Consider the following 18,953-nt stretch of genomic DNA (forward strand, 5'->3'; position numbering starts at 1 on the left):
TTTGTTTTTTTAGCCCCGACAAAGGTTTCCAGTTCATCAAGTTCACCGACTTGTGGAACCACTTCAGGATCATACGCATCAGGCAGGTGTTCTCCAACCTGTTTGACCCAGTAGATGACAGTCGTATGGTGAACACCTGTCACTCGTTCAATCCCTCGAAAGCCCATGCCATTGACATACATCCGTAAGCATTGCTGCTTGATGTCGTCACTGTATCCTTGAGCCATAGTGTAGCGCTCGATAAACTGACGGCGACAACTAACACAAATGTAATTTTGCTTACCCCTTCTCTTGCCGTTTTTACGGATATGAGTAGATTGACAGTCTGGGCATTGCATCAAAACCAACCCTAATTCATCCCTCTATTATGCAATGCCAAAATAAAAACCCAGCCGTTTATACGTCGGCTGGGTTCAGGATGGCAAAAACGCGATTAATCGCGTCTGTCGATACATTTAGCGCTCATCTTAATTAAGCGACTCAGCGTTGGTAGTGGAAGCGGCTAATTCTGCCAAGCGTTCTTGCTGATCTTGAGAAATACAAGCCTGAATAATATGTTCTAGGTCGCCTTGCAGAACTGGGTTAAGGCTGTAATTCTGACCCAGGCGATGGTCGGTGACGCGGTTATCTTTGTAATTGTAAGTACGAATTTTTTCCGAACGGGAGCCAGTACCTACCTGAGAACGCCGCATGGAGGTCACAGCTTCCTGCTGTTCGCGCAGCTTCATTTCGTAAAGCTTGGCACGGAGGATTTGCATCGCGCGTTCTTTGTTTTGCAACTGCGATCGCTCTTCCGTACAGAAAATCCGAATCCCCGTCGGCTTGTGGAACAAGTCGGCAGCAGTTTCTACCTTGTTCACATTTTGACCGCCAGCACCGCCAGAGCGAGCTGTACTCATTTCAATATCCTTCGGGTCAATGTGTATCTCTACATCATCCACCTCTGGCATCACCGCCACTGTTGCCGTTGAGGTGTGAACCCGCCCTCCAGCTTCCGTCACTGGCACTCGTTGTACCCGATGGACGCCTGCTTCAAATTTCAGTTGGCTGTAAACGTTGTCGCCTTGGATTTCCAAGATGGCTTCTTTAAAACCACCCGACTCTGCCCGCGACTCGCTGAGTAACTTAATCTTCCAGTTTTGAGTTTGGGCATAGTACGAGTACATCCGCACCAAATCTCCAGCCCAGATACTCGCCTCATCTCCACCTGTACCCGCGCGAATTTCCAACATGATGTTTTTGTCATCATTGGGATCGCGGGGCAAAAGTAAAATCTTGAGGCGTGTTTCCAAATGCTCAAGCTTGCTTTCCAGTTCTTCCACTTCCAAGGCTGCCATTTCCTGCAACTCAGGATCGCTGGCAGATTCCTTCTGTACCAGTTTTGCTCCCACCAAGTTTTGCTGAGTGGTTTTCCAGCTTTCGTAGGTATTAACAACTTCCTCCAATGAGGAACGAGCTTTTGCCACCCGTTGATACTCATCTGGATTGGAGGCGGTATCTGGATCTGCCAGTCGGCGAGTTAACTCATTAAAGGTTTGCTCAACGGAATTTAATTTTTCCAGCAGGTATGTTTCAGCCATAGGAAATGCGATCGCTCCACAAAAACAGCAGGAAAGCTTATCATCAATAACTTCGACCCAACAGGCGGGTCTCGCTACGAGCAAGCCGACCCGCTACTTTTTGCCTTGGGAACCCGAATCATCACCTTGGGGTTGGGTAGTTTCCAACATTCCATATTTCCGCATGAAGCGCTCTACCCGACCTTCGGTGTCAATAATTTTCTGGGTTCCAGTGTAAAAGGGGTGGTTCCCCGACCAAACATCAACGTGAAGTTCTGGCTGTGTTGAGCCAACGGTCATTACCACTTCTCCGTTGCAGTAAACTTTTGCTTCTGGATACCACTCTGGATGAATTCCTTGTCTTGCCATGATTACTCCTCGACTGGGTAATGTCCCTATATAATTCTAGCTTTCCAGCATCAGCGAGTGCGAGGCAGACCTCGCACCTACCATCGATAACCAACTCAAATGCGATCGCTTTTTTATCGCTTCGAGTACTGCGGAGCCTTCCGGGCTTTGTGCAAGCCGTATTTCTTCCGCTCTTTCGCTCTGGGATCGCGGGTTAAGTAGCCTTCGCTTTTCAGCGGTTGGCGATTGTCCGGGTCGAGTTGGCACAAGGCTCTCGCTACTCCCAAACGAATCGAATCAGCTTGCCCCGTTAATCCACCACCGTGGGCTTTCACCAGAATGTCATACTCATTTTCCAGACCCAGAGTTTCCAGGGGGGCTTTTGCCGCTGACATATAAGCCGGTTGGTAATTGAAGTAATTGTCGCCCGGTCGGTCATTGACAATCATTTGACCGCTTCCGGGAACCAGGCGAACTCTTGCTACGGACGACTTCCGGCGACCTGTTCCCCAATAAACGACTCGACCACTTTGTTCTACTGCTTGCATTAATTTTCTCCTCCTGGAATTGTTTGAATTTTGAGTTCCTGGGGCTGTTGAGATTCATGGGGATGGGATGGTCCCGGATAAACTTTCAGCTTGGTGAACAGTTGTTTCCCTAGAGAACTCTTGGGCAACATCCCGCGCACGGCGTGTTCGATAATCCGCTCTGGGATACGGCCCTGTAGCTTAGCAAAGGTTTCCGTCTTCATTCCGCCCGGACGTCCAGAATGTTTCCGGTAGAGCTTTTGAGTGCGTTTTTTTCCGGTGACTACCACTTTTTCGGCATTGACGACGATCACGAAATCGCCGGTATCCAGATGGGGAGTAAAGGTAGGCTTGTTTTTGCCTCTGAGAATCATGGCAATTTCACTCGCCAGACGACCCAGCCGCTGCTCTGCGGCATCAACGACGTACCAATTGCGTTCGATGGAATCTTGAGATGGGATGGGGGTTTTGTTCATGGTTCTTTTTATACGCTTCAAGGGGTGAGTCAAAAGTTGGTAAGTTGGAGCTTTGAATGTTGAAGAACCTTGTAACCTTCAACCTTCTCATCTTCAAGCTTTCAACTTAGGCAATATTCGGCGGTGACAGTCGGCAAGACCAACTTAGGCTGGGTGTCAAACCAGACTTCCGGGGGAAAGGGAAACTCTGGGTAGCCAACTCGCAACAGGCACAAGCCTTTAGCGGGCGCAGAGTACTTTACTTCGTGACGACGCTGGTTTACCCACAACTCGGTGAAGCTTTCTGGCGATCGCTCTCCCTTTCCTACCTGCACCAGTAATCCCACCAGCAGCCGCACCATGCCATACAAAAATCCGTTGGCTTGAATCTCAATATGAATAAATGAGCCGTCTCGGTAGCACTCTGCCGCCTGCACATCCACCCAGGAATGCGATCGCGCCGAATTTGCCCTGTGAAAAGCAGCCAAATGATGGCTACCTATCAAAGGGGTTAAAGCTGCCTGGATGAGAGATTCATCTAGCGGTGCATAATAATAATGCCAACTGAAGGGCTGCACAAACAAGTTTGGCTTGGGATCTGTATAGAGCGTGTATCGATACCGACGCCAGCTCGCAGAAAACCGAGCGTGCCAATTTGAACCTACAGCCGCTGAGGCTCGAATCAGAATATCATCGGGCAGATGAGAATTAAGAATCGCAGCCCATTTCTCAGCCGGAATGGGACCCGTAGCCTCAAAGTGTGCCACTTGTGCTGCTGCATGCACACCGCTATCAGTGCGCCCCGCACCGTGTAGAGTAACAGGTCGTTCCTGCACCTTAGACAGAACTGTTTCAATCTCTTCCTGCACGGTGCGCCCATTAGGTTGTCGCTGCCAGCCATGAAAATGAGTGCCCAGGTATTGGATTACCAGGGCAACTCGCTGGGTTGATAATGGCATGGCTTGTAACATGATGAGCTTTGAGTAGTGAGTAATGAGTTTTGAATTCTCTCAGTCCTCAGTCCTCACGTTAAACCAGCTCGATGATTGCCATTTCAGCATTATCACCCCGACGTGGCACAGTTCGCAGGATACGGGTGTATCCCCCGTTGCGTTCGCCGTAACGGCTAGCGGCTTGCTCAAACAGGGCATGAACCAACTGTTTGTCATAAATGTAGCCCATGGCTTGCCTGCGGGCTGCCAGAGAGCCGTCCTTTGCCAGAGTAATCATTTTTTCCACTTCCGGGCGCAGCGCCTTAGCACGCGTCTTTGTGGTTGTGATTCGGCCCTGACGGATTAATTCGGTTGTCAGCGCCCTTAACAGCGCTCGACGCTGGTCGGCAGGCTTACCTAGTTTTGGAATACGACGACAGTGACGCATAACGATTTTGAATTGCTAATTGGGAATTGGTAACTGCTAATGGGTACTCGGTGAAGAAGTAATGGGTAATCGGTAATTAATTCTACCTATTACCATTACTCTTTACTTCAAGTTGTTTTCGCAGCCTTTTCGTGAGGCAGGGTAATTCCTAGTCGCCGCTGTAAGGCTTCGATGACTTCTTCTGCCGACTTTTGACCAAAGTTTTTAATCTCTAGTAGATCCTCTTGGCTGTAATCCAGCAAGTCAGCTACAGAGTTAATTTGTGCTCGCTTGAGACAGTTGTATGCCCTCACCGAAAGCTGCAATTCTTCGATTGGGATCTGGCTGGTAGGATCTTCATCATCGGCATAGTCTACCGTCATCGGATCGAGGGTGATATCTTTCAGGGGATTGAACAAATCCACCAGAATACTTGCCGCTTGAGAAAGTGCCTCTTGGGGACTGAGGCTGCCATTCGTCCAGATTTCAAGGATTAGTCGGTCTCTTTCCAGAGAACCGTCAATCCGGGCATCTTCAATGCTGTAGTTAACTTTATGCACGGGCATAAACACAGCGTCAATCTGGAGGAAGTCTAAAGCAGCAGTGTCATCTCGTCCCCGGTCTACGGCGCGATATCCCTTTCCTCGTTCGATGCGGAATTCCATTTCCAACCTAGCGTCGTCTGCTAGGGTAGCAACGTATTGATTAGGATCGACCACCTCAACTTCAGAGGGTAAATCAAATCGTCCGGCTGTCACCGTTGCTGGGCCTGTGACAGTTAATCGAGCAATTTGGGGATGGGAGGAGTGACTTTTGAGTACAATGTCCTTCATGTTCAGCAGAATTTCTAGGACATCCTCCCGAACTCCCTCAACTGTGGCAAACTCATGATTAACCCCAGCAATCCGAACAGCTGTCACGGCTGTCCCTTCTAAATTAGACAGTAGAACCCGCCTCAGTGCATTGCCGACGGTGGTACCTTGACCCCGTTCTAGAGGCTCCAGGACAAATTTGCTATATTGGCTCCGATTATTCTCAGTTTTGGACTCTACACACTCAATTTGAAACTGCGCCACGGAGTGACCTCCCTTCTTCATAAAACCCCTGGAAAGAACGCTAGAAGCTCTTCCCTAGCATTGCCCCTACTGTCTCAATGCCAATTTAGCAGTTAGCTGTTTGCCACTTGCTGCTAATTACGAATTGCTTTGACAGCGATCGCTGTCAAAGCAATTCTAGACTCGACGTCGCTTGGGCGGACGGCAGCCATTGTGGGGGATTGGCGTCACATCTCGAATTAAGGTAATTTCTAGCCCCGCCCCTTGCAGCGCTCGAATCGCGGTTTCTCGACCAGCTCCTGGACCGCTAACCATGACTTCAATCTGACGCATCCCCTGATCGGTCGCCCGGCGAGCCGCGCTTTCAGCTGCGGTTTGCGCTGCAAAAGGAGTTCCTTTTTTTGCTCCTTTAAAGCCACTTGAGCCAGCAGAAGCCCAGGAGAGGACGTCCCCATTCGTGTCAGAAATCGTGACAATCGTGTTGTTAAAAGTAGACTGGATGAAGGCTACGCCATTAGGTACGTTGCGTTTTTGTTTTTTCGGACCTGTTTTTTTTGTTGGTTGTCGCGCCATGTGGATCTAGTTGACAGTAGTTATAATGGGTTGGCTGAATTGGTTGGTCAATTTTGCTTTTAGCAAATGAACGAAATCCAAGCCTCTGCTTTTAGCTTTTCAGCTAGCAGAAGAAGGTTATTTCGGCCCTGGTGCCTTTCTCTTGCCTGCGACTGTGAGACGTCTACCGCGACGGGTTCGCGCATTTGTACGAGTTCGTTGACCCCGTACTGGCAAGCCCATTCGATGACGCCGACCCCGGTAGGTGCCAATGTCAATCAGGCGCTTGATGTTCATCGCCTCCCAGCGTCTGAGATCCCCTTCAATTTGATAGTTGCTTTCCACTGCTTCGCGCAGAGCAGCAACGTCGGAATCACTTAAGTCTTTTACTCTTGTGTCTGGATTAACTTTGGATGCTGCCAAAATTTCTTTGGAGCGCGAGAGTCCAATTCCATAAATGTAAGTCAGACCAATTTCTACGCGTTTATCGCGAGGAAGGTCTACCCCAGCAATCCGTGCCACGCTTGTTGTCTCCCTAGTCTTGCTTTTAGTGCTATAAACTTGTCCTGAGGATCGGGTTGAGTTAACCTTGGCGTTGCTTGTGTTTTGGGTTAGAACAAATCACCATGACTCGACCGCGCCGCCGAATGACGCGGCATTTTTCACAAATTTTTCGGACTGATGCTCGAACTTTCATGCCTATTTTGGCTACATTGCAAGCTCTACATTATATCACTTTTTAAGTGTATTTAAAAGTTCATCTAATTGATGAAGTTTTTCATAACACAAGCTTTTAAAAACGAGCGAGTCGCTTTTTTTGGCAACTACTTTTTGTTGCGTAGCCGGTAAGTTATTCTGCCTTTGGTTAGGTCGTATGGGGTGAGTTCCACTTTGACGCGATCGCCCGGTAGAATCTTGATGTAATTCCGGCGGATTTTCCCGGAAATATGGGCTAATACATTAAACCCATTGTCTAAATCAACGCGAAACATTGCATTAGGCAGGGATTCTGTTACCGTGCCTTCCATTTCAATTAAATCTTGTTTAGCCAAGTTATCCTTTTCCTCAATTCTTCAGCTTGCCTACTGTCATTCACAGCTCATTCCCCTGACTGACAGTCAAGGTCTTATTAACATATTTTATCAAAAATTTACTTCATCAGGTTGGGGGTCAGTCGCAGCCGCCAGTCTGGAAAGTAGATTAGCAACGAACTGACCCCTGACATTGGGCGATCGCACCCGCTCCTGTCAAGAATGAACAACTTGTTTGAGTGCGGAAGTAACTTCCTCTAGAGAGCGATCGCCATCAATTGAAACCAACTGTTGGCGCTGCTTGTAGAAATCAATTAGCGGAGCCGTTTGGTTGCGATAAACTTCCAAACGATGACGAATGACTTCTTCTGTATCATCTGTTCGTCCTTGCTTGCGACCTCGTTCCAGCATCCGATCTACCAAAACTTCGTCCGCAACTTCCAGATTGAGAACGTAATCGGAGACTTGGTCTAATTTTTGCAACAATTCATCCAGAAAAGTTGCCTGAGAGACGTTACGGGGGAAACCATCTAAAATCCAACCAGGTTGGGCATCTGTTTGGGTCAAGCGATCGCGCACCAAATCCAATATCAAAGCATCGGGAACCAACTCACCTCGATCCATATAGGACTTCGCCTTCAAACCGAGTTCAGTTCCAGCCGCCTTGGCATTTCTCAAGATATCACCCGTGGAAACATGAGGAATTTCCAGCTCTTGAGCGAGGATATGTGCCTGAGTTCCCTTCCCCGCTCCTGGCGGCCCCAAAAAAATCAATCGCGTCACTACTGCTTCACCATTCCTTCATAGCGCTGGGAAATGACATAGGTTTGGATTTGCTTTGCTGTATCAATTGCCACGCCCACCAAAATCAGCAAAGAAGTAGCTCCCAGCCCTTGAAAAGTTGTAATGCCGGTGGCTCTTTCTACAATTGTGGGCACAATTGCCACTAATCCCAAAAAGATAGCGCCTAAGAAAGTTAGCCGATTCAAAACTCCTTCCACGTAATCGCTAGTAGCCCGCCCTGGACGGATGCCAGGTATGCTGGCTCCCATCTTTTTCAAGTTCTGTGATAAATCCACAGGATTTACAATCAAAGATGCGTAAAAGTAGCTGAAAAACAGAATCAAGATCAGATAAACAACCTCATAAACTCCGGGCGTCTGACTATTGGGATTTAGAGCATTCGCAACTTGATTGAGAACTTGATGTATTTGACTCAAGACCGGATTATTGCCCGTATTTTGAGTCATCTGAGCTAGGAAACCTGGGAAAATTAGAACGGAAGAGGCAAAAATGATCGGCATAACTCCACCCTGGTTCAGCCGCAAAGGCAGGTAGCTCGTCCTTTCCCGGTAGAGTCGTTTACCTACCTGTCGGCGTGCCGAAATAATCGGAATCCGCCTGGTTCCCTCCTGGACAAACACAATTCCCAAGATCATGACTAGGAAAACTAGCAGCAGAATGATCACGGGTCCCACATTGCGATTGTCAACCTGGGCATAATTAATAGTTTGCCCAAGCGATTTAGGTAGAACTGCAACAATATTGATGAAAATCAACAAAGAAGCACCGTTACCAACCCCTCGCTCCGTAATCAGCTCTGACACCCACATAACAAACATTGAACCAGCGGTTAGAGCAAGTGCAGTCTCCGCGATAAACAGGGGTCCCCGAACGTTTGTTGCATAGCGTTCAAGCCATACCGCAATGAAGCTAGTTTGAATCAAAGCCCCTCCCAGCGCTACATAGCGAGTAATCTGAGAGATTTTTCGCCTTCCAGCTTCTCCTTCATCCTTCTGCAATTTTTCCAAAGAAGGAATGGCAGCTGTTAGTAATTGGATAATGATGGAGGCATTGATATAGGGCAAAATCCCTAGAGCAAAAATCCCCAAGGCGGTAATTCCGCCCCCAGAGAAGATGTCCAGAAATCCAATTAATTGGTTATTTTGAATATCTTGAGCAAACCTAGCCCGGTCAATTCCCGGTACTGGCAAAAAGATGCCAATGCGAACTAAAATCAGCAAGCCGATGGTGAGAAGCAGCCGACCTCTAAGACCGGCTGCTTGAGCCATCTGTGCAAAGGTTTCCTGAGCAGTTGGGCTTTTGTCTCGACTAACGACCATGTAAGGAATACCTCAACGATGAGCAAGAGACGCTGGCATGCAATATGCTTAACCCTTATGGGCACGGGCAGCAACAACTTCACAACTGCCACCAGCGGCTTCAATCTTGCTACGAGCCGAGCCAGTGAAAGCTGCTGCTTTTACGTTCAGAGCCACATTCAGTTCACCGTCACCGAGGATTTTCAGAGAACCATGATTTGCGGTGAGAATGCCAGACTCCATCAATGAGTCTAGAGTCACTTCCGTGTTAGCAGGGAGTGATGCCAGCTTACTTACGTTGATCGTAGTGTATTGCTTACGATTAATGACCGTAAAGTGCTTTAACTTAGGCAGACGACGGTACAGTGGCATTTGTCCGCCTTCAAATCCGGGTCGTGTGCCCCGCCCCGATCTCGATTTTTGACCGCGCATCCCAAAGCCACCACTGGCACCTTGACCAGCTGCTATGCCTCGTCCAATGCGTCGGCGGCGCTTCTTTGAGCCTTTTTTAGGAACTGCATCTTCTAATCTCATTCGCTTGACCTAGAGAATTGACGACTTATTTTTTTAGGGAAGCTATTAGCTGTTAGTGTTTTGTTGTTTGTCCAAGATATTAAAGTTGCCTTTAAACTGAGAGTCACTAATAGCTAATCGCTGATGGCTAAATTTAGGCGTAGAGATTTTCGATAGGAATCCCGCGTTCTTCAGCCACTTCAGAAAATGTACGCAAGGTGGAAAGAGCATTCACGGCGGCTCTAGCATTGTTCAAAGGGTTATTAGAACCCAGCTGCTTTGCCAAGATGTTCCGCACACCTGCTAACTCCAGCACAGTACGTACAGCACCACCGGCAATAACACCCGTTCCTGGGGCTGCGGGTCGCATCATCACTTGGGCACCACCTCCGGCTCCGTTAATAGGATGGGGGATAGAATTTGCCTTGGTCAAGGGGATGTCAATTAAGTGTTTTTTGCCATCGGCAACGCCTTTACGAACAGCTCCAATTACATCACTTGCTTTGCCAACGCCGACGCCAACTTGACCGCGCTCATTGCCAATGACAACGATCGCGCGGAAGCTGAGTTTTTTACCGCCTTTGACGACCTTACTAACACGACGGATCTGGATCACCCGTTCTTGAAAGGTGATTTCTTTTTCCCGACGTGCAGAACTTTTCCGACGCTCTTTTGCCATAGTTTTATCCTGAACCTTGAAAGTGAGAGTAAAAACTAAAAATGTAAAAAGGCAAAAGAAAGAGAAATCAAAGGTAGAAATATGAACATAAAAACTTCTTTCTTTTTACTTTTGCCTTTTGCATGCTTGTCTTTAGAAATCCAACCCAGCTTCGCGAGCAGCGTCTGCCAGGGCTTTGATTCGACCGTGATAAAGGTTGCCGCCTCGGTCAAAGACAACCCTCGAAATGCCTTGAGCGATCGCTCGCTGAGCAATTAACTTGCCTACCTCAACAGAGGCGGCACAGGAAGCTCCTGTTGTTAACTGTGATTTTAGATCCGGTTCCAAAGTTGAGGCACAGGCAAGAGTACGTTGTTGAGTGTCGTCAATTACCTGGACATAAATGTGCTGATTGGATCGAAAGACAGCTAACCGAGGACGCTCACTACTGCCATTTACCTTACGCCGCACCCGGTGATGGCGACGTTGAATTAGTTCTTTACGAGTTAGCTTCATCTTTACTTCTTACCTGCCTTTCCAGCTTTACGTCTTACGACTTCACCCGCATAGCGAATGCCTTTACCCTTGTAAACTTCCGGTGGACGGACAGCACGGATTCGAGCAGCGATATTTCCTACGATTTCTTTATCAATGCCGCTTACAACTACATTTGTGTTGTTTTCTACGGCCATTTGAACACCGTCGGGAGGTTCAATCTGAACTGGATGACTGTAACCCACGCTCAGAATCAGATTGCGACCTTGAACTGCCGCACGATAACCGACTCCCTGGATTTCTAGACGACGCTGAAATCCTTGGGAAACTCCATCGACCATGTTGGCAATCAGAGTACGAGAAAGACCGTGGCGTTGACGAGCTGCGCGAGATTCATCCCGCCGCTTGACCAAGATCGTTTCTCCCTCCTGCTCTATACTCACCTCAGATGGTAGAACCCTGGATAGTTCTCCTTTAGGCCCTTTCACTGCAACATGTTGCCCGTCGATCGAGACTTGTACCTTAGCAGGAATATTAATAGGGCGTTTGCCAATACGAGACATGACTTAATCCTCCTAATCAATTAGCCGTTAGCCGTTAGCTGTTAGCTGTTAGCTTTTGGTCTATCGGTGAGTCCGAAAGTCTGTGCTTTTCTAGGTTTTTGAAACCTACCAGCCAATCGAGCTAATAGCTAATAACTAATAGCTATTAGCTTATCTACCAGATGTAGCAAAGCACTTCTCCACCTACACCCTGACGCCGTGCTTCCCGGTCAGTCATAATGCCGCTGGAGGTAGAAATGATCGCAATTCCGATACCGCCCAGCACGCGGGGTAGTTCTTTGCGGTTAGAGTAGACCCGCAGACCAGGTTTGCTGACCCGCTTCAAGGTATTAATAATCGGTTGACGGTTTTTGCCTTTGTATTTTAGAGAAATTAGCAAGTGTTGCTTAATCCCTTCGCCAACTTCTTCAAATTCAGCAATAAAGCCTTCCTCCCTGAGGACTTTGGCAATACTGCGAGTCATCTTTGTCGCTGGTATTTCTGTTGTTTGGTGCCGCGCCAGATTCGCATTCCGAATGCGAGTCAGCATATCTGAAATTGTGTCGTTTGCCGCCATTATTCCCTCCTTATTTTGACTGCCTCATTGATCCCGGAAAGGCATTCCCATTTCTTTTAGCAAGGCGCGGCCTTCTTCGTCGGTATTTGCTGTAGTAATAATGGAAATGTCCATGCCCCGAATTTGGTCGATGCTGTCGTATTCGATTTCTGGAAATATCAGCTGTTCTCTAATGCCTAGGCTGTAATTTCCCCGACCATCAAAGCTCTTGGGACTAATGCCGCGAAAGTCCCGAATCCGTGGCAAGGACAGGTTAATTAATCGGTCGAGAAAGGCATACATCCGATCCGCCCGCAGAGTCACCATCACGCCGACTGGCATCCCTTGGCGAAGTTTAAATCCAGCGATCGCCTTTTTCGCCCGCGTCACTACTGGTTTTTGACCCGTAATTTTGGCAATTTCAGCAAGGGAAGATTCCAACGCTTTAGCGTTGGTAGAAGCCTCACCTAGACCTCGATTAACCGTAACCTTTATGACTTTCGGTACCTGATGGGTATTCGTGTAATTAAACTGAGTCATCAGTTTAGGAACGATCGTATCTTGGTACAGCGTTTTCAGTTTTTGTGTCATTGTTTTTTTCCTTAATATCCCTGGGCTTGGTCAGGGGAAATAGCAGTTAGTAATTAGCAATATGCTGTAACTAACAACTATTTAGTCAATAATTTCACCCGTCTTTTTGAGCATCCGCACTTTGCGTCCTTCTTCATTCAAGGTGTAGCAAATGCGGCTGGCAATCTTTTGTTGAGCCGAGTAAAGCATCACGTTGGAGCTATGGATTGGTGCCTCTACTGTCACGATTTGACCGGATTCACCTTCTTGTTGAGGTTTAACGTGCTTGGTTTTAATGTTGATGCCTTTGACAATTACTCGACTTTCTTGGGGAAGCGTCCGCAAAATTTCACCAACCTTGCCTTTATCACGACCGGCAATCACTTGTACTGTGTCGCCTTTTTTGACATGCATTTTATAGCGCTGGGGAAGCTTCGTCCCGTTTCTTTTAGACTGTTTTTTTGCGGCCATTAGAGTACCTCCGGAGCTAGAGAAACAATTTTGGTGAAGTTTTTGTCGCGCAGCTCGCGTGCAACTGGCCCAAAAACGCGCGTCCCTCTAGGGTTGCCATCTGCGTTGATGATGACGGCGGCGTTATCATCGAAGCGAATACTCATACCGCTGTCCCGGCGCATATTTTTTCGGGTACGGACAATCACGGCTCGCACAACATCCGACTTTTTAACCGCCATATTGGGAATGGCATCTTTGACGACCGCAATGATTACGTCGCCAACACCGGCATAGCGTCGGCCACTGGCACCTAAGACGCGGATGCACATCAATTTACGAGCGCCGCTGTTGTCTGCGACATTAAGGTAAGATTGGGGCTGAATCATAGTTCTTAGCTTCGGATGCGTAAGTTTTGAATAATAGTTTTGAGCTGTAAGTTTTAAGTTTTAGCAAAAGAAAGAACGTAAGAAGTTTGATTTTTATTCCCGACATTCTTTCGTTAAATTTCCGCTTAAAACTTGTTACTGACGGGTTTACCTCATTAAATATTCGGTGTCAAATCGAAATTTTCGATGAACCCGTCTTTACAAACTCAAAACTCATAACTTTACTTATTGAACCTCACGGTTGAGAATTTCAGCGACTGCCCATCGTTTGGTGCGGCTTAGAGGACGTGTTTCGGAAATCCGGACGCGATCGCCTACCTTGCACTGATTTTCTTCGTCGTGAGCTTTGTAACGCTTTGTACGCACTACAATTTTTCCGTACTTAGGGTGCGGTGAGCGGTTCTCGACAGCAACCACTACGGTCTTTTGCATCTTGTCGCTGACGACCAAGCCAACTCGTTCTTTAACTGCCATTGGGGTCTACTCCTCGGATGTTGCATCTGGTTGTGGCTTTTGAGCCTTTGCAGCCCGTTGCCGCTCCCCTTCTACAGTTAGGAGCTGACCTAAACGATGCTTCGTATGCTTGAACTGGTGTAACTTTTCCAAGCGTCGGGTTGCCTGTTGCAGCCGTAAATCAAACAGCTGACGCTTGACAGCTAAAATTTCTTCAGCCAGTTCTCGATCGCCTAAATTTCTGGCTTCTTCTATCTTGGGCAGAGCCATAACTCACACAGTCCCTTCTTCTTCACGAGTGATGAACTTCGTCTTAATTGGCAACTTGTGGGAAGCTAGACGCATCGCCTCCCTGGCGGTTTCTTCAGGAACCCCAGCAATCTCAAACAAGATCCGGCCTGGCTTCACGACAGCTACCCAAAATTCTGGCGAACCTTTACCAGAACCCATACGGGTTTCAGCAGGGCGCATTGTAACTGGTTTATCGGGGAAGATCCGAATCCAGATTTTTCCACCCCGACGGATGTAGCGAGTCATGGCTCGGCGGCTGGCTTCAATTTGACGGGAGGTAATCCAAGAAGGTTCTGTGGATTGGAGGCCAAAGTCACCGAAGTTTAGGCTACTGCCGCGAGTTGCCAAACCGTTCATCCGCCCGCGCTGCTGTTTGCGAAATTTTGTTCTTCTGGGACTTAACATGACTTGGTAAGGGGTAATTGATAATTGGTAATTAGTAATTGGTAACTGGTAATTGGGCGTTTTCTTTTTGATTACCCATTACCGATTACCGATTACCTATCAACCTATTCATTAGAGCGGTCTTCAAATTGCTGGCGACGACGCTGTTGACGACGTCTAGGCTGAGCGTTGTTAGGAGCCGGAATTTCTTCCTGACCAGGAATCACTTCACCTTTGAAGATCCAAACTTTAACGCCAAGAATGCCGTAAATAGTTTTGGCAGTGCGGTAAGCGTAGTCAATGTTGGCTCGAAGAGTATGCAGAGGAACTCTGCCTTCCCTTGTCCACTCGGTTCGGGCAATTTCCGCCCCGTTTAACCGTCCGCTGACTTGTACTTTAATTCCCTGGACTTCAGCTCGTTGGGCACGTTGAATCGCTTGACGCACGACGCGCCGGAAGGAAACTCGTCGCTCTAACTGTTGAGCAATATACTCAGCAATCAGTCCGGCGTCGGCATCTACCCGTGCTACTTCGATCACGTTGATCCGAATTTGACGATTGCCACCGCCTAAAGCTTCTTGAAGATCGCCGCGTAATACTTCAATGCCAGTACCACCGCGACCTACCACAACACCCGGTCGAGCTGTGTGGATTTCTAAGTCAATTTGATCGGCTTTGCGCTCAATCCGTACTTGGGAGATACCAGCGTTACTGAGTTTTTTCTCTACGACCTGCCGAATGGTGTGGTCTTCTTGCAGGAGTTCTGGGTAGCGCTTAGCATCCGCAAACCAACGGGAGCGATGTTCTTGGGTAATCCCCAGCCGAAAACCAATTGGATGAATTTTCTGTCCCACGAATGCGTCCTCTTAAATCAGCTAATTGCTAATTGCTAATTGTTCAAAAGCTTGTTTCTGACAACTAGCGCTTAGCCAAAGTAGTGTTATTCATCTGCGGCTGCTTGTGCAACAGCTACAGTGATATGACACGTTGGTTTACGAATTTGATATGCACGACCTTGAGCGCGGGGTCGGAAGCGCTTCAAGGTTGAGCCTTGGTCAGCATAAGCCTTAGAAACCACTAATCTCGCGGGATCTAAACCGGCGTTATGTTCGGCATTGGCGGCTGCTGAGCGCAGTACCTTGCGGACGGGATCGCAAGCCCGATAGGGCATAAATTCCAGAACGATCAGTGCTTCCCGATAGGAGCGTCCCCGAATTTGGTCGAGAACCCGGCGCACCTTGTGGGGAGACATCCGGATGTATCGCGCGATCGCTTTCACTTCTTCTGTAGTATCAACTGCCATAGATTTCTCCCTTTTAATAATTTTGAATTTGGAATTCTGAATAATCTCAAAACCCAAACTTCAAAATTACCTCTTTGCCTTGGAATCTTTCGAGTGTCCCCGGAAGGTGCGAGTTGGAGCGAATTCTCCCAACTTATGCCCTACCATTTGCTCAGTGACGTAAACTGGCACGTGAGTCCGCCCGTTATGAACCGCGATGGTGTGACCTACCATTTGCGGTAATACAGTTGAAGCACGAGACCAAGTTTTAATAACCTGCTTATCGCCCCTAGCATTCAAATTTTCAATCTTTTTCAACAAATGGTCCGCAACAAAAGGACCTTTTTTAAGAGAACGACCCATAGTTCAAATAACCCCAATTACTTCTGGATTTTTGGATCTTGGATTTTGGATTTTGGACGTATTGCTAATCTAAAATCCAAAATCTAAAATCCTAGGACTCCCGACCGCCCCGACCTCGCTTAGAAGATTTGCGACGACGCCGGACAATTAATTTATTGCTTGGCTTGTTCCGCTTACGGGTCTTAGCACCTAAAGTTGGCTTACCCCAAGGTGTGACTGGTCCACTTCTACCAATTGGTGCCCGTCCCTCACCACCGCCATGTGGGTGATCGACTGGGTTCATGACACTGCCTCTTACCTTCGGACGGCGTCCCTTCCAGCGATTGCGACCAGCTTTACCAGCACTCAAGTTGCGATGCTCAACATTGCCGACTTGTCCGATGGTAGCGTAGCACTCGCGGCGGATCATGCGGACTTCACCGGAGGGTAGCTTGATAGTGACATAGTCGCCTTCTTTAGCGACTACTTGTGCAGTGGCACCAGCAGCGCGAACAATTTGCCCGCCCCGTCCAGCAGTCAGTTCTACGTTGTGAACGGCAGTTCCTAACGGAATTTTGCTTAATGGTAATGCGTTGCCAATTTCAATTGGGGCGTCTGGGCCAGCAGTGATAACTGTACCGACGGTTAAGCCGACTGGGTGAAGAATATACCGCTTTTCGCCATCCTGGTAATAAACCAGGGCAATCCGGGCATTACGATTTGGATCGTACTCAATGGTTGCCACTTTTGCCGGGATATTGCGCTTATCGCGGCGAAAATCGATTTCCCGATAGAGTTGTTTATGACCACCACCCCGACGGCGGCTAGTAATCACCCCACGATTGTTTCGACCTTTGGGGCGATGCTTTGTGTAGGTTAGTGACTTTTCCGGCTCACTCCGCGTAACTTCGGCAAAGTCCGAAATGGTAACTTGACGAGTACTGGGAGTATAAGGCCGATAAGAACGGATGCCCATAACTTAAAAAAGAGGTTTGAAGGTTGAAGTTTGAAGACGCTTGTAGGGCGGCTTTCCGTTGAGATGGTTGAAATTAGTTAAAATTTAAAATTTCAACTTTCCAACTTTCCAACTTATTAAACTTCTGGGAAGAGGGTAATGGTCTCTCCGCTTGCCAGAGTTACAATTGCTCGCTTGTACTGAGGCTTAAACCCTGCAAATTTGCCGACGCGACGCTTTTTGCGCGGTAGGCGAAGGGTGTTCACACTCACAACCTTTACTTTAAACAGGTCTTCAATTGCTGCTTTAATTTCTGGCTTAGTCGCTTTGGGAACAACTTCAAAGACATACTTGTTCTGCTCCATCAGCAGAGTTGCCTTTTCAGTTACGATCGGTCGATACACCAGATCCGCAAGTTCGCGGGGGTTATACTGACTCACTGTAAACCTCCTGAATTTTGGCAAGGGCGGATGGCGTTGTCACGATTTTGTCAGCTGCCAACAGGTCAAAGATATTCAATTGGGTGGCAGGGATGATCTTCATTTTGGCAACGTTCCGGGCTGACAAATAAACGTTTTCTTCCCGTTCAGCTAGGATCAGCAGGACTTTAGAATCTGGTTGGACGCCCCAACGTGCGATCGCTTCTACCAATTCTTTAGTCTTAGGCCGAGGCAACTTGTCAGCAAATTCCTCCACCACAATCATGTCTTCAGCTCGGCTAAAGAAGGCGGTTCTCAGTGCTAAACGCCGTTCCTTCCGGTTCATCTTTGTATCATAGTCTCTTGGCTTGGGACCAAAGATGACACCGCCGCCTCGCCACAGTGGTGAACGAATCGACCCAGCACGAGCGCGACCCGTCCCTTTTTGACGCCAAGGCTTACGACCTCCCCCCCTAACTTCCGCGCGGGTTTTGGTGCTGGCTGTGCCTTGACGAGCATTCGCCTGTTGCCTTACTAAGGCTCGGTGGACAATATGAGCCGCATTCTCTTCTTTAGCAACTTTTAATTCTAGAGTTGCCTGTCCGACCTCTTCCCCGTTCCAGTTTCGTACTACACAGTTAACCATATCCGTTGTCCTTTGTTCGTTGCTAATTGCTAATTGCTAATTGAAGATTGCTAAGTATCAAAAGCTCTTAGCGATTAGCCAGCCTGACCTTAGAAAATGACTACTTTCGACCTACTTTCTTGGCAGGAACAATATTAACCAGCGCCCCTGGCTTACCAGGAACCGCTCCCTTGATCAGTAGTAAATTGCGTTCTGCGTCTACCCGCACTACTGTCAATTTGCGAACGGTAACGCGCGTACCACCTAGACGACCTGCCATCCGCTTACCGGGATAAACACGCCCCGGTGTGGTTCCAGGGCCGATCGAACCAGGTAGACGGTGGTTTTTGGAACCGTGGGACATAGGCCCTCGCTTAAAGTTGTGGCGTTTTTGATAACCGGCGAAGCCTTTTCCAATGCTTGTGCCGATTACATCCACAATTTGACCCGCAGTAAAAATATCTGGTTTGAGTTCTTGCCCTAGTTCAAACTCTCCCACATTCTCAAAGCGATACTCTCGCAGTTTTTTCAAGGGAGGAGCGCTTGATTTTGCCAAGTGACCCAATTCAGGCTTGTTCAAACTCTTGGGTTTGACTTCTTTATAACCAAGCTGGACGGCAGTATAGCCATCTGTTGCTTTGGTTTTAATTTGCGTAACGGTGCATGGCCCTGCTTGAATGACCGTCACAGGAATTGCTTTTCCTGTTTCGTCAAATATTTGGGTCATGCCGAGTTTGGTGCCGAGGATACCAACAGACACGGCTTTCTGGTCTCTCCTTTTTACACAGTACAAAGAGGCGGGATTACGAGTATTTCGTAAATCCGCTTGCTCCAACAAACGTTGTTATCAAACCAGCCAGCTGGGGCGCATCCTCGGATTGAGAGAGGCAAGCTTTCAAGTCAGCCTAATTTAGGCTTTTTCTTTAGCTGGGATGAAGCTATTCGACGGTCGGGTAAGCGCTAGAAGCGCGTTGCCTATATTCGCGGGGACTTAGGTGGCAAGCCATCCAGTATCCGAGAAAGCGAAAGGGCTTTTTCCGG

At 48.1% G+C, this 18,953-nt stretch carries 32 protein-coding genes; all 32 read right to left on the reverse strand.

Annotated features, from left to right (window positions below):
• Positions 1-338 (reverse strand): IS1 family transposase (locus NC996_RS24325; protein ID WP_190683724.1); only part of this gene is annotated, 338 nt, incomplete at its 3' end.
• Between the two features lie 129 nt (positions 339-467).
• A complete protein-coding gene (gene prfA, locus NC996_RS24330; protein WP_190431830.1) occupies positions 468-1,580 on the reverse strand; it encodes a peptide chain release factor 1 in 1,113 nt (370 codons plus the stop codon).
• Between the two features lie 93 nt (positions 1,581-1,673).
• Complete coding sequence (gene rpmE / locus NC996_RS24335; RefSeq protein WP_190529471.1) at positions 1,674-1,928, reverse strand: 50S ribosomal protein L31; 255 nt, start codon at positions 1,926-1,928, stop codon at positions 1,674-1,676.
• Positions 1,929-2,041: 113 nt separating this feature from the next.
• Complete coding sequence (gene rpsI, locus NC996_RS24340) at positions 2,042-2,455, reverse strand: 30S ribosomal protein S9 (RefSeq protein WP_190411873.1); 414 nt, start codon at positions 2,453-2,455, stop codon at positions 2,042-2,044.
• A complete protein-coding gene (rplM, locus tag NC996_RS24345; RefSeq protein ID WP_190411874.1) occupies positions 2,455-2,910 on the reverse strand; it encodes a 50S ribosomal protein L13 in 456 nt (151 codons plus the stop codon). The genes rpsI and rplM overlap by 1 nt, the downstream gene beginning before the upstream one ends.
• Positions 2,911-3,011: 101 nt before the next feature.
• A complete protein-coding gene (truA, locus tag NC996_RS24350) occupies positions 3,012-3,860 on the reverse strand; it encodes a tRNA pseudouridine(38-40) synthase TruA (protein ID WP_190529469.1) in 849 nt (282 codons plus the stop codon).
• A 58-nt stretch (positions 3,861-3,918) separates the two neighbouring features.
• A complete protein-coding gene (rplQ, locus tag NC996_RS24355) occupies positions 3,919-4,269 on the reverse strand; it encodes a 50S ribosomal protein L17 (protein WP_190411876.1) in 351 nt (116 codons plus the stop codon).
• A gap of 107 nt (positions 4,270-4,376) precedes the next feature.
• Positions 4,377-5,345 (reverse strand): DNA-directed RNA polymerase subunit alpha, encoded by a 969-nt coding sequence (locus NC996_RS24360; RefSeq protein ID WP_190411877.1) that lies wholly within the window; start codon positions 5,343-5,345, stop codon positions 4,377-4,379.
• 135 nt (positions 5,346-5,480) lie between these two features.
• The gene (rpsK, locus tag NC996_RS24365) at positions 5,481-5,876 is read right to left on the reverse strand and encodes a 30S ribosomal protein S11 (protein ID WP_190411878.1); all 396 of its coding nucleotides are present in this window, start codon (positions 5,874-5,876) and stop codon (positions 5,481-5,483) included.
• 117 nt (positions 5,877-5,993) lie between these two features.
• Positions 5,994-6,377 carry a 30S ribosomal protein S13 gene (gene rpsM, locus NC996_RS24370; protein ID WP_190411879.1) on the reverse strand — a complete coding sequence of 128 codons (384 nt, stop codon included), beginning with the start codon at positions 6,375-6,377 and terminating at the stop codon, positions 5,994-5,996.
• A 61-nt stretch (positions 6,378-6,438) separates the two neighbouring features.
• Complete coding sequence (gene rpmJ, locus NC996_RS24375) at positions 6,439-6,552, reverse strand: 50S ribosomal protein L36 (RefSeq protein ID WP_071782548.1); 114 nt, start codon at positions 6,550-6,552, stop codon at positions 6,439-6,441.
• A 127-nt stretch (positions 6,553-6,679) separates the two neighbouring features.
• Complete coding sequence (infA, locus tag NC996_RS24380; RefSeq protein ID WP_015203280.1) at positions 6,680-6,907, reverse strand: translation initiation factor IF-1; 228 nt, start codon at positions 6,905-6,907, stop codon at positions 6,680-6,682.
• A gap of 195 nt (positions 6,908-7,102) precedes the next feature.
• Entirely contained in the window at positions 7,103-7,669 is a 567-nt protein-coding gene (locus NC996_RS24385) for an adenylate kinase (RefSeq protein WP_190425621.1), read from the reverse strand.
• Positions 7,669-9,009 (reverse strand): preprotein translocase subunit SecY, encoded by a 1,341-nt coding sequence (gene secY / locus NC996_RS24390; protein ID WP_190411881.1) that lies wholly within the window; start codon positions 9,007-9,009, stop codon positions 7,669-7,671. The genes NC996_RS24385 and secY overlap by 1 nt, the downstream gene beginning before the upstream one ends.
• 48 nt (positions 9,010-9,057) lie before the next feature.
• The gene (rplO, locus tag NC996_RS24395) at positions 9,058-9,522 is read right to left on the reverse strand and encodes a 50S ribosomal protein L15 (protein ID WP_190529467.1); all 465 of its coding nucleotides are present in this window, start codon (positions 9,520-9,522) and stop codon (positions 9,058-9,060) included.
• A 133-nt stretch (positions 9,523-9,655) separates the two neighbouring features.
• The gene (rpsE, locus tag NC996_RS24400) at positions 9,656-10,180 is read right to left on the reverse strand and encodes a 30S ribosomal protein S5 (protein WP_190411883.1); all 525 of its coding nucleotides are present in this window, start codon (positions 10,178-10,180) and stop codon (positions 9,656-9,658) included.
• Between the two features lie 132 nt (positions 10,181-10,312).
• The gene (gene rplR / locus NC996_RS24405; RefSeq protein WP_190411884.1) at positions 10,313-10,675 is read right to left on the reverse strand and encodes a 50S ribosomal protein L18; all 363 of its coding nucleotides are present in this window, start codon (positions 10,673-10,675) and stop codon (positions 10,313-10,315) included.
• Between the two features lie 2 nt (positions 10,676-10,677).
• Positions 10,678-11,217, reverse strand: a complete 540-nt coding sequence (gene rplF, locus NC996_RS24410; protein WP_190425627.1) for a 50S ribosomal protein L6 — start codon at positions 11,215-11,217, stop codon at positions 10,678-10,680.
• A gap of 154 nt (positions 11,218-11,371) precedes the next feature.
• Positions 11,372-11,773 carry a 30S ribosomal protein S8 gene (gene rpsH / locus NC996_RS24415; RefSeq protein WP_190411886.1) on the reverse strand — a complete coding sequence of 134 codons (402 nt, stop codon included), beginning with the start codon at positions 11,771-11,773 and terminating at the stop codon, positions 11,372-11,374.
• Positions 11,774-11,797: 24 nt separating this feature from the next.
• Complete coding sequence (gene rplE, locus NC996_RS24420) at positions 11,798-12,343, reverse strand: 50S ribosomal protein L5 (protein ID WP_190411887.1); 546 nt, start codon at positions 12,341-12,343, stop codon at positions 11,798-11,800.
• An 81-nt stretch (positions 12,344-12,424) separates the two neighbouring features.
• Complete coding sequence (rplX, locus tag NC996_RS24425) at positions 12,425-12,793, reverse strand: 50S ribosomal protein L24 (protein WP_242028859.1); 369 nt, start codon at positions 12,791-12,793, stop codon at positions 12,425-12,427.
• Complete coding sequence (gene rplN, locus NC996_RS24430; protein WP_190411889.1) at positions 12,793-13,161, reverse strand: 50S ribosomal protein L14; 369 nt, start codon at positions 13,159-13,161, stop codon at positions 12,793-12,795. Before rplN ends, rplX begins: the two co-directional genes overlap by 1 nt.
• Before the next feature lie 225 nt (positions 13,162-13,386).
• Positions 13,387-13,635, reverse strand: a complete 249-nt coding sequence (gene rpsQ, locus NC996_RS24435) for a 30S ribosomal protein S17 (RefSeq protein WP_190411890.1) — start codon at positions 13,633-13,635, stop codon at positions 13,387-13,389.
• A 6-nt stretch (positions 13,636-13,641) separates the two neighbouring features.
• Positions 13,642-13,884, reverse strand: a complete 243-nt coding sequence (gene rpmC, locus NC996_RS24440; RefSeq protein ID WP_190411891.1) for a 50S ribosomal protein L29 — start codon at positions 13,882-13,884, stop codon at positions 13,642-13,644.
• 3 nt (positions 13,885-13,887) lie between these two features.
• A complete protein-coding gene (rplP, locus tag NC996_RS24445; protein WP_190411892.1) occupies positions 13,888-14,310 on the reverse strand; it encodes a 50S ribosomal protein L16 in 423 nt (140 codons plus the stop codon).
• Positions 14,311-14,414: 104 nt separating this feature from the next.
• Positions 14,415-15,143 (reverse strand): 30S ribosomal protein S3, encoded by a 729-nt coding sequence (rpsC, locus tag NC996_RS24450; RefSeq protein WP_190411893.1) that lies wholly within the window; start codon positions 15,141-15,143, stop codon positions 14,415-14,417.
• Positions 15,144-15,229: 86 nt separating this feature from the next.
• On the reverse strand, positions 15,230-15,592 hold the full coding sequence (gene rplV / locus NC996_RS24455; protein WP_190411894.1) for a 50S ribosomal protein L22: 363 nt from the start codon (positions 15,590-15,592) through the stop codon (positions 15,230-15,232).
• A gap of 66 nt (positions 15,593-15,658) precedes the next feature.
• Positions 15,659-15,934 carry a 30S ribosomal protein S19 gene (rpsS, locus tag NC996_RS24460; protein ID WP_190411895.1) on the reverse strand — a complete coding sequence of 92 codons (276 nt, stop codon included), beginning with the start codon at positions 15,932-15,934 and terminating at the stop codon, positions 15,659-15,661.
• Between the two features lie 91 nt (positions 15,935-16,025).
• Positions 16,026-16,889: a 50S ribosomal protein L2 gene (gene rplB / locus NC996_RS24465; RefSeq protein ID WP_190411896.1), complete on the reverse strand. Its 864-nt coding sequence runs from the start codon at positions 16,887-16,889 to the stop codon at positions 16,026-16,028.
• Between the two features lie 116 nt (positions 16,890-17,005).
• Entirely contained in the window at positions 17,006-17,308 is a 303-nt protein-coding gene (locus tag NC996_RS24470; protein WP_190411897.1) for a 50S ribosomal protein L23, read from the reverse strand.
• Entirely contained in the window at positions 17,295-17,933 is a 639-nt protein-coding gene (rplD, locus tag NC996_RS24475; protein ID WP_190411898.1) for a 50S ribosomal protein L4, read from the reverse strand. Before rplD ends, NC996_RS24470 begins: the two co-directional genes overlap by 14 nt.
• Before the next feature lie 100 nt (positions 17,934-18,033).
• Positions 18,034-18,672 (reverse strand): 50S ribosomal protein L3, encoded by a 639-nt coding sequence (gene rplC, locus NC996_RS24480; RefSeq protein WP_190411899.1) that lies wholly within the window; start codon positions 18,670-18,672, stop codon positions 18,034-18,036.
• Positions 18,673-18,953 lie beyond the last annotated feature (281 nt).

Origin of the sequence: Trichocoleus sp. ST-U2, from assembly GCF_039961875.1 — a bacterium.
Taxonomy (GTDB): Bacteria; Cyanobacteriota; Cyanobacteriia; order Cyanobacteriales; family FACHB-T130; genus FACHB-T130.

Coding starts and splice junctions, on each gene's coding strand:
- rplX (WP_242028859.1), bottom strand. CDS start 12,793: ATGGCCGCAAAAAAACAGTCTAAAAGAAACGGGACGAAGCTTCCCCAG.
- rplE (WP_190411887.1), bottom strand. CDS start 12,343: ATGACACAAAAACTGAAAACGCTGTACCAAGATACGATCGTTCCTAAA.
- rpsH (WP_190411886.1), bottom strand. CDS start 11,773: ATGGCGGCAAACGACACAATTTCAGATATGCTGACTCGCATTCGGAAT.
- rplF (WP_190425627.1), bottom strand. CDS start 11,217: ATGTCTCGTATTGGCAAACGCCCTATTAATATTCCTGCTAAGGTACAA.
- rplO (WP_190529467.1), bottom strand. CDS start 9,522: ATGAGATTAGAAGATGCAGTTCCTAAAAAAGGCTCAAAGAAGCGCCGC.
- rplQ (WP_190411876.1), bottom strand. CDS start 4,269: ATGCGTCACTGTCGTCGTATTCCAAAACTAGGTAAGCCTGCCGACCAG.
- rplM (WP_190411874.1), bottom strand. CDS start 2,910: ATGAACAAAACCCCCATCCCATCTCAAGATTCCATCGAACGCAATTGG.
- rplV (WP_190411894.1), bottom strand. CDS start 15,592: ATGGCAGTTGATACTACAGAAGAAGTGAAAGCGATCGCGCGATACATC.
- rplP (WP_190411892.1), bottom strand. CDS start 14,310: ATGTTAAGTCCCAGAAGAACAAAATTTCGCAAACAGCAGCGCGGGCGG.
- rpmJ (WP_071782548.1), bottom strand. CDS start 6,552: ATGAAAGTTCGAGCATCAGTCCGAAAAATTTGTGAAAAATGCCGCGTC.
- rpsK (WP_190411878.1), bottom strand. CDS start 5,876: ATGGCGCGACAACCAACAAAAAAAACAGGTCCGAAAAAACAAAAACGC.
- rpsI (WP_190411873.1), bottom strand. CDS start 2,455: ATGCAAGCAGTAGAACAAAGTGGTCGAGTCGTTTATTGGGGAACAGGT.
- rpsS (WP_190411895.1), bottom strand. CDS start 15,934: ATGGGTCGTTCTCTTAAAAAAGGTCCTTTTGTTGCGGACCATTTGTTG.
- rpsE (WP_190411883.1), bottom strand. CDS start 10,180: ATGGCAAAAGAGCGTCGGAAAAGTTCTGCACGTCGGGAAAAAGAAATC.
- rplB (WP_190411896.1), bottom strand. CDS start 16,889: ATGGGCATCCGTTCTTATCGGCCTTATACTCCCAGTACTCGTCAAGTT.
- secY (WP_190411881.1), bottom strand. CDS start 9,009: ATGGTCGTTAGTCGAGACAAAAGCCCAACTGCTCAGGAAACCTTTGCA.
- rplR (WP_190411884.1), bottom strand. CDS start 10,675: ATGAAGCTAACTCGTAAAGAACTAATTCAACGTCGCCATCACCGGGTG.
- rpsQ (WP_190411890.1), bottom strand. CDS start 13,635: ATGGCAGTTAAAGAACGAGTTGGCTTGGTCGTCAGCGACAAGATGCAA.
- rplN (WP_190411889.1), bottom strand. CDS start 13,161: ATGATTCAGCCCCAATCTTACCTTAATGTCGCAGACAACAGCGGCGCT.
- NC996_RS24360 (WP_190411877.1), bottom strand. CDS start 5,345: ATGAAGAAGGGAGGTCACTCCGTGGCGCAGTTTCAAATTGAGTGTGTA.
- rpmE (WP_190529471.1), bottom strand. CDS start 1,928: ATGGCAAGACAAGGAATTCATCCAGAGTGGTATCCAGAAGCAAAAGTT.
- truA (WP_190529469.1), bottom strand. CDS start 3,860: ATGTTACAAGCCATGCCATTATCAACCCAGCGAGTTGCCCTGGTAATC.
- rplD (WP_190411898.1), bottom strand. CDS start 17,933: ATGGTTAACTGTGTAGTACGAAACTGGAACGGGGAAGAGGTCGGACAG.
- prfA (WP_190431830.1), bottom strand. CDS start 1,580: ATGGCTGAAACATACCTGCTGGAAAAATTAAATTCCGTTGAGCAAACC.
- rpmC (WP_190411891.1), bottom strand. CDS start 13,884: ATGGCTCTGCCCAAGATAGAAGAAGCCAGAAATTTAGGCGATCGAGAA.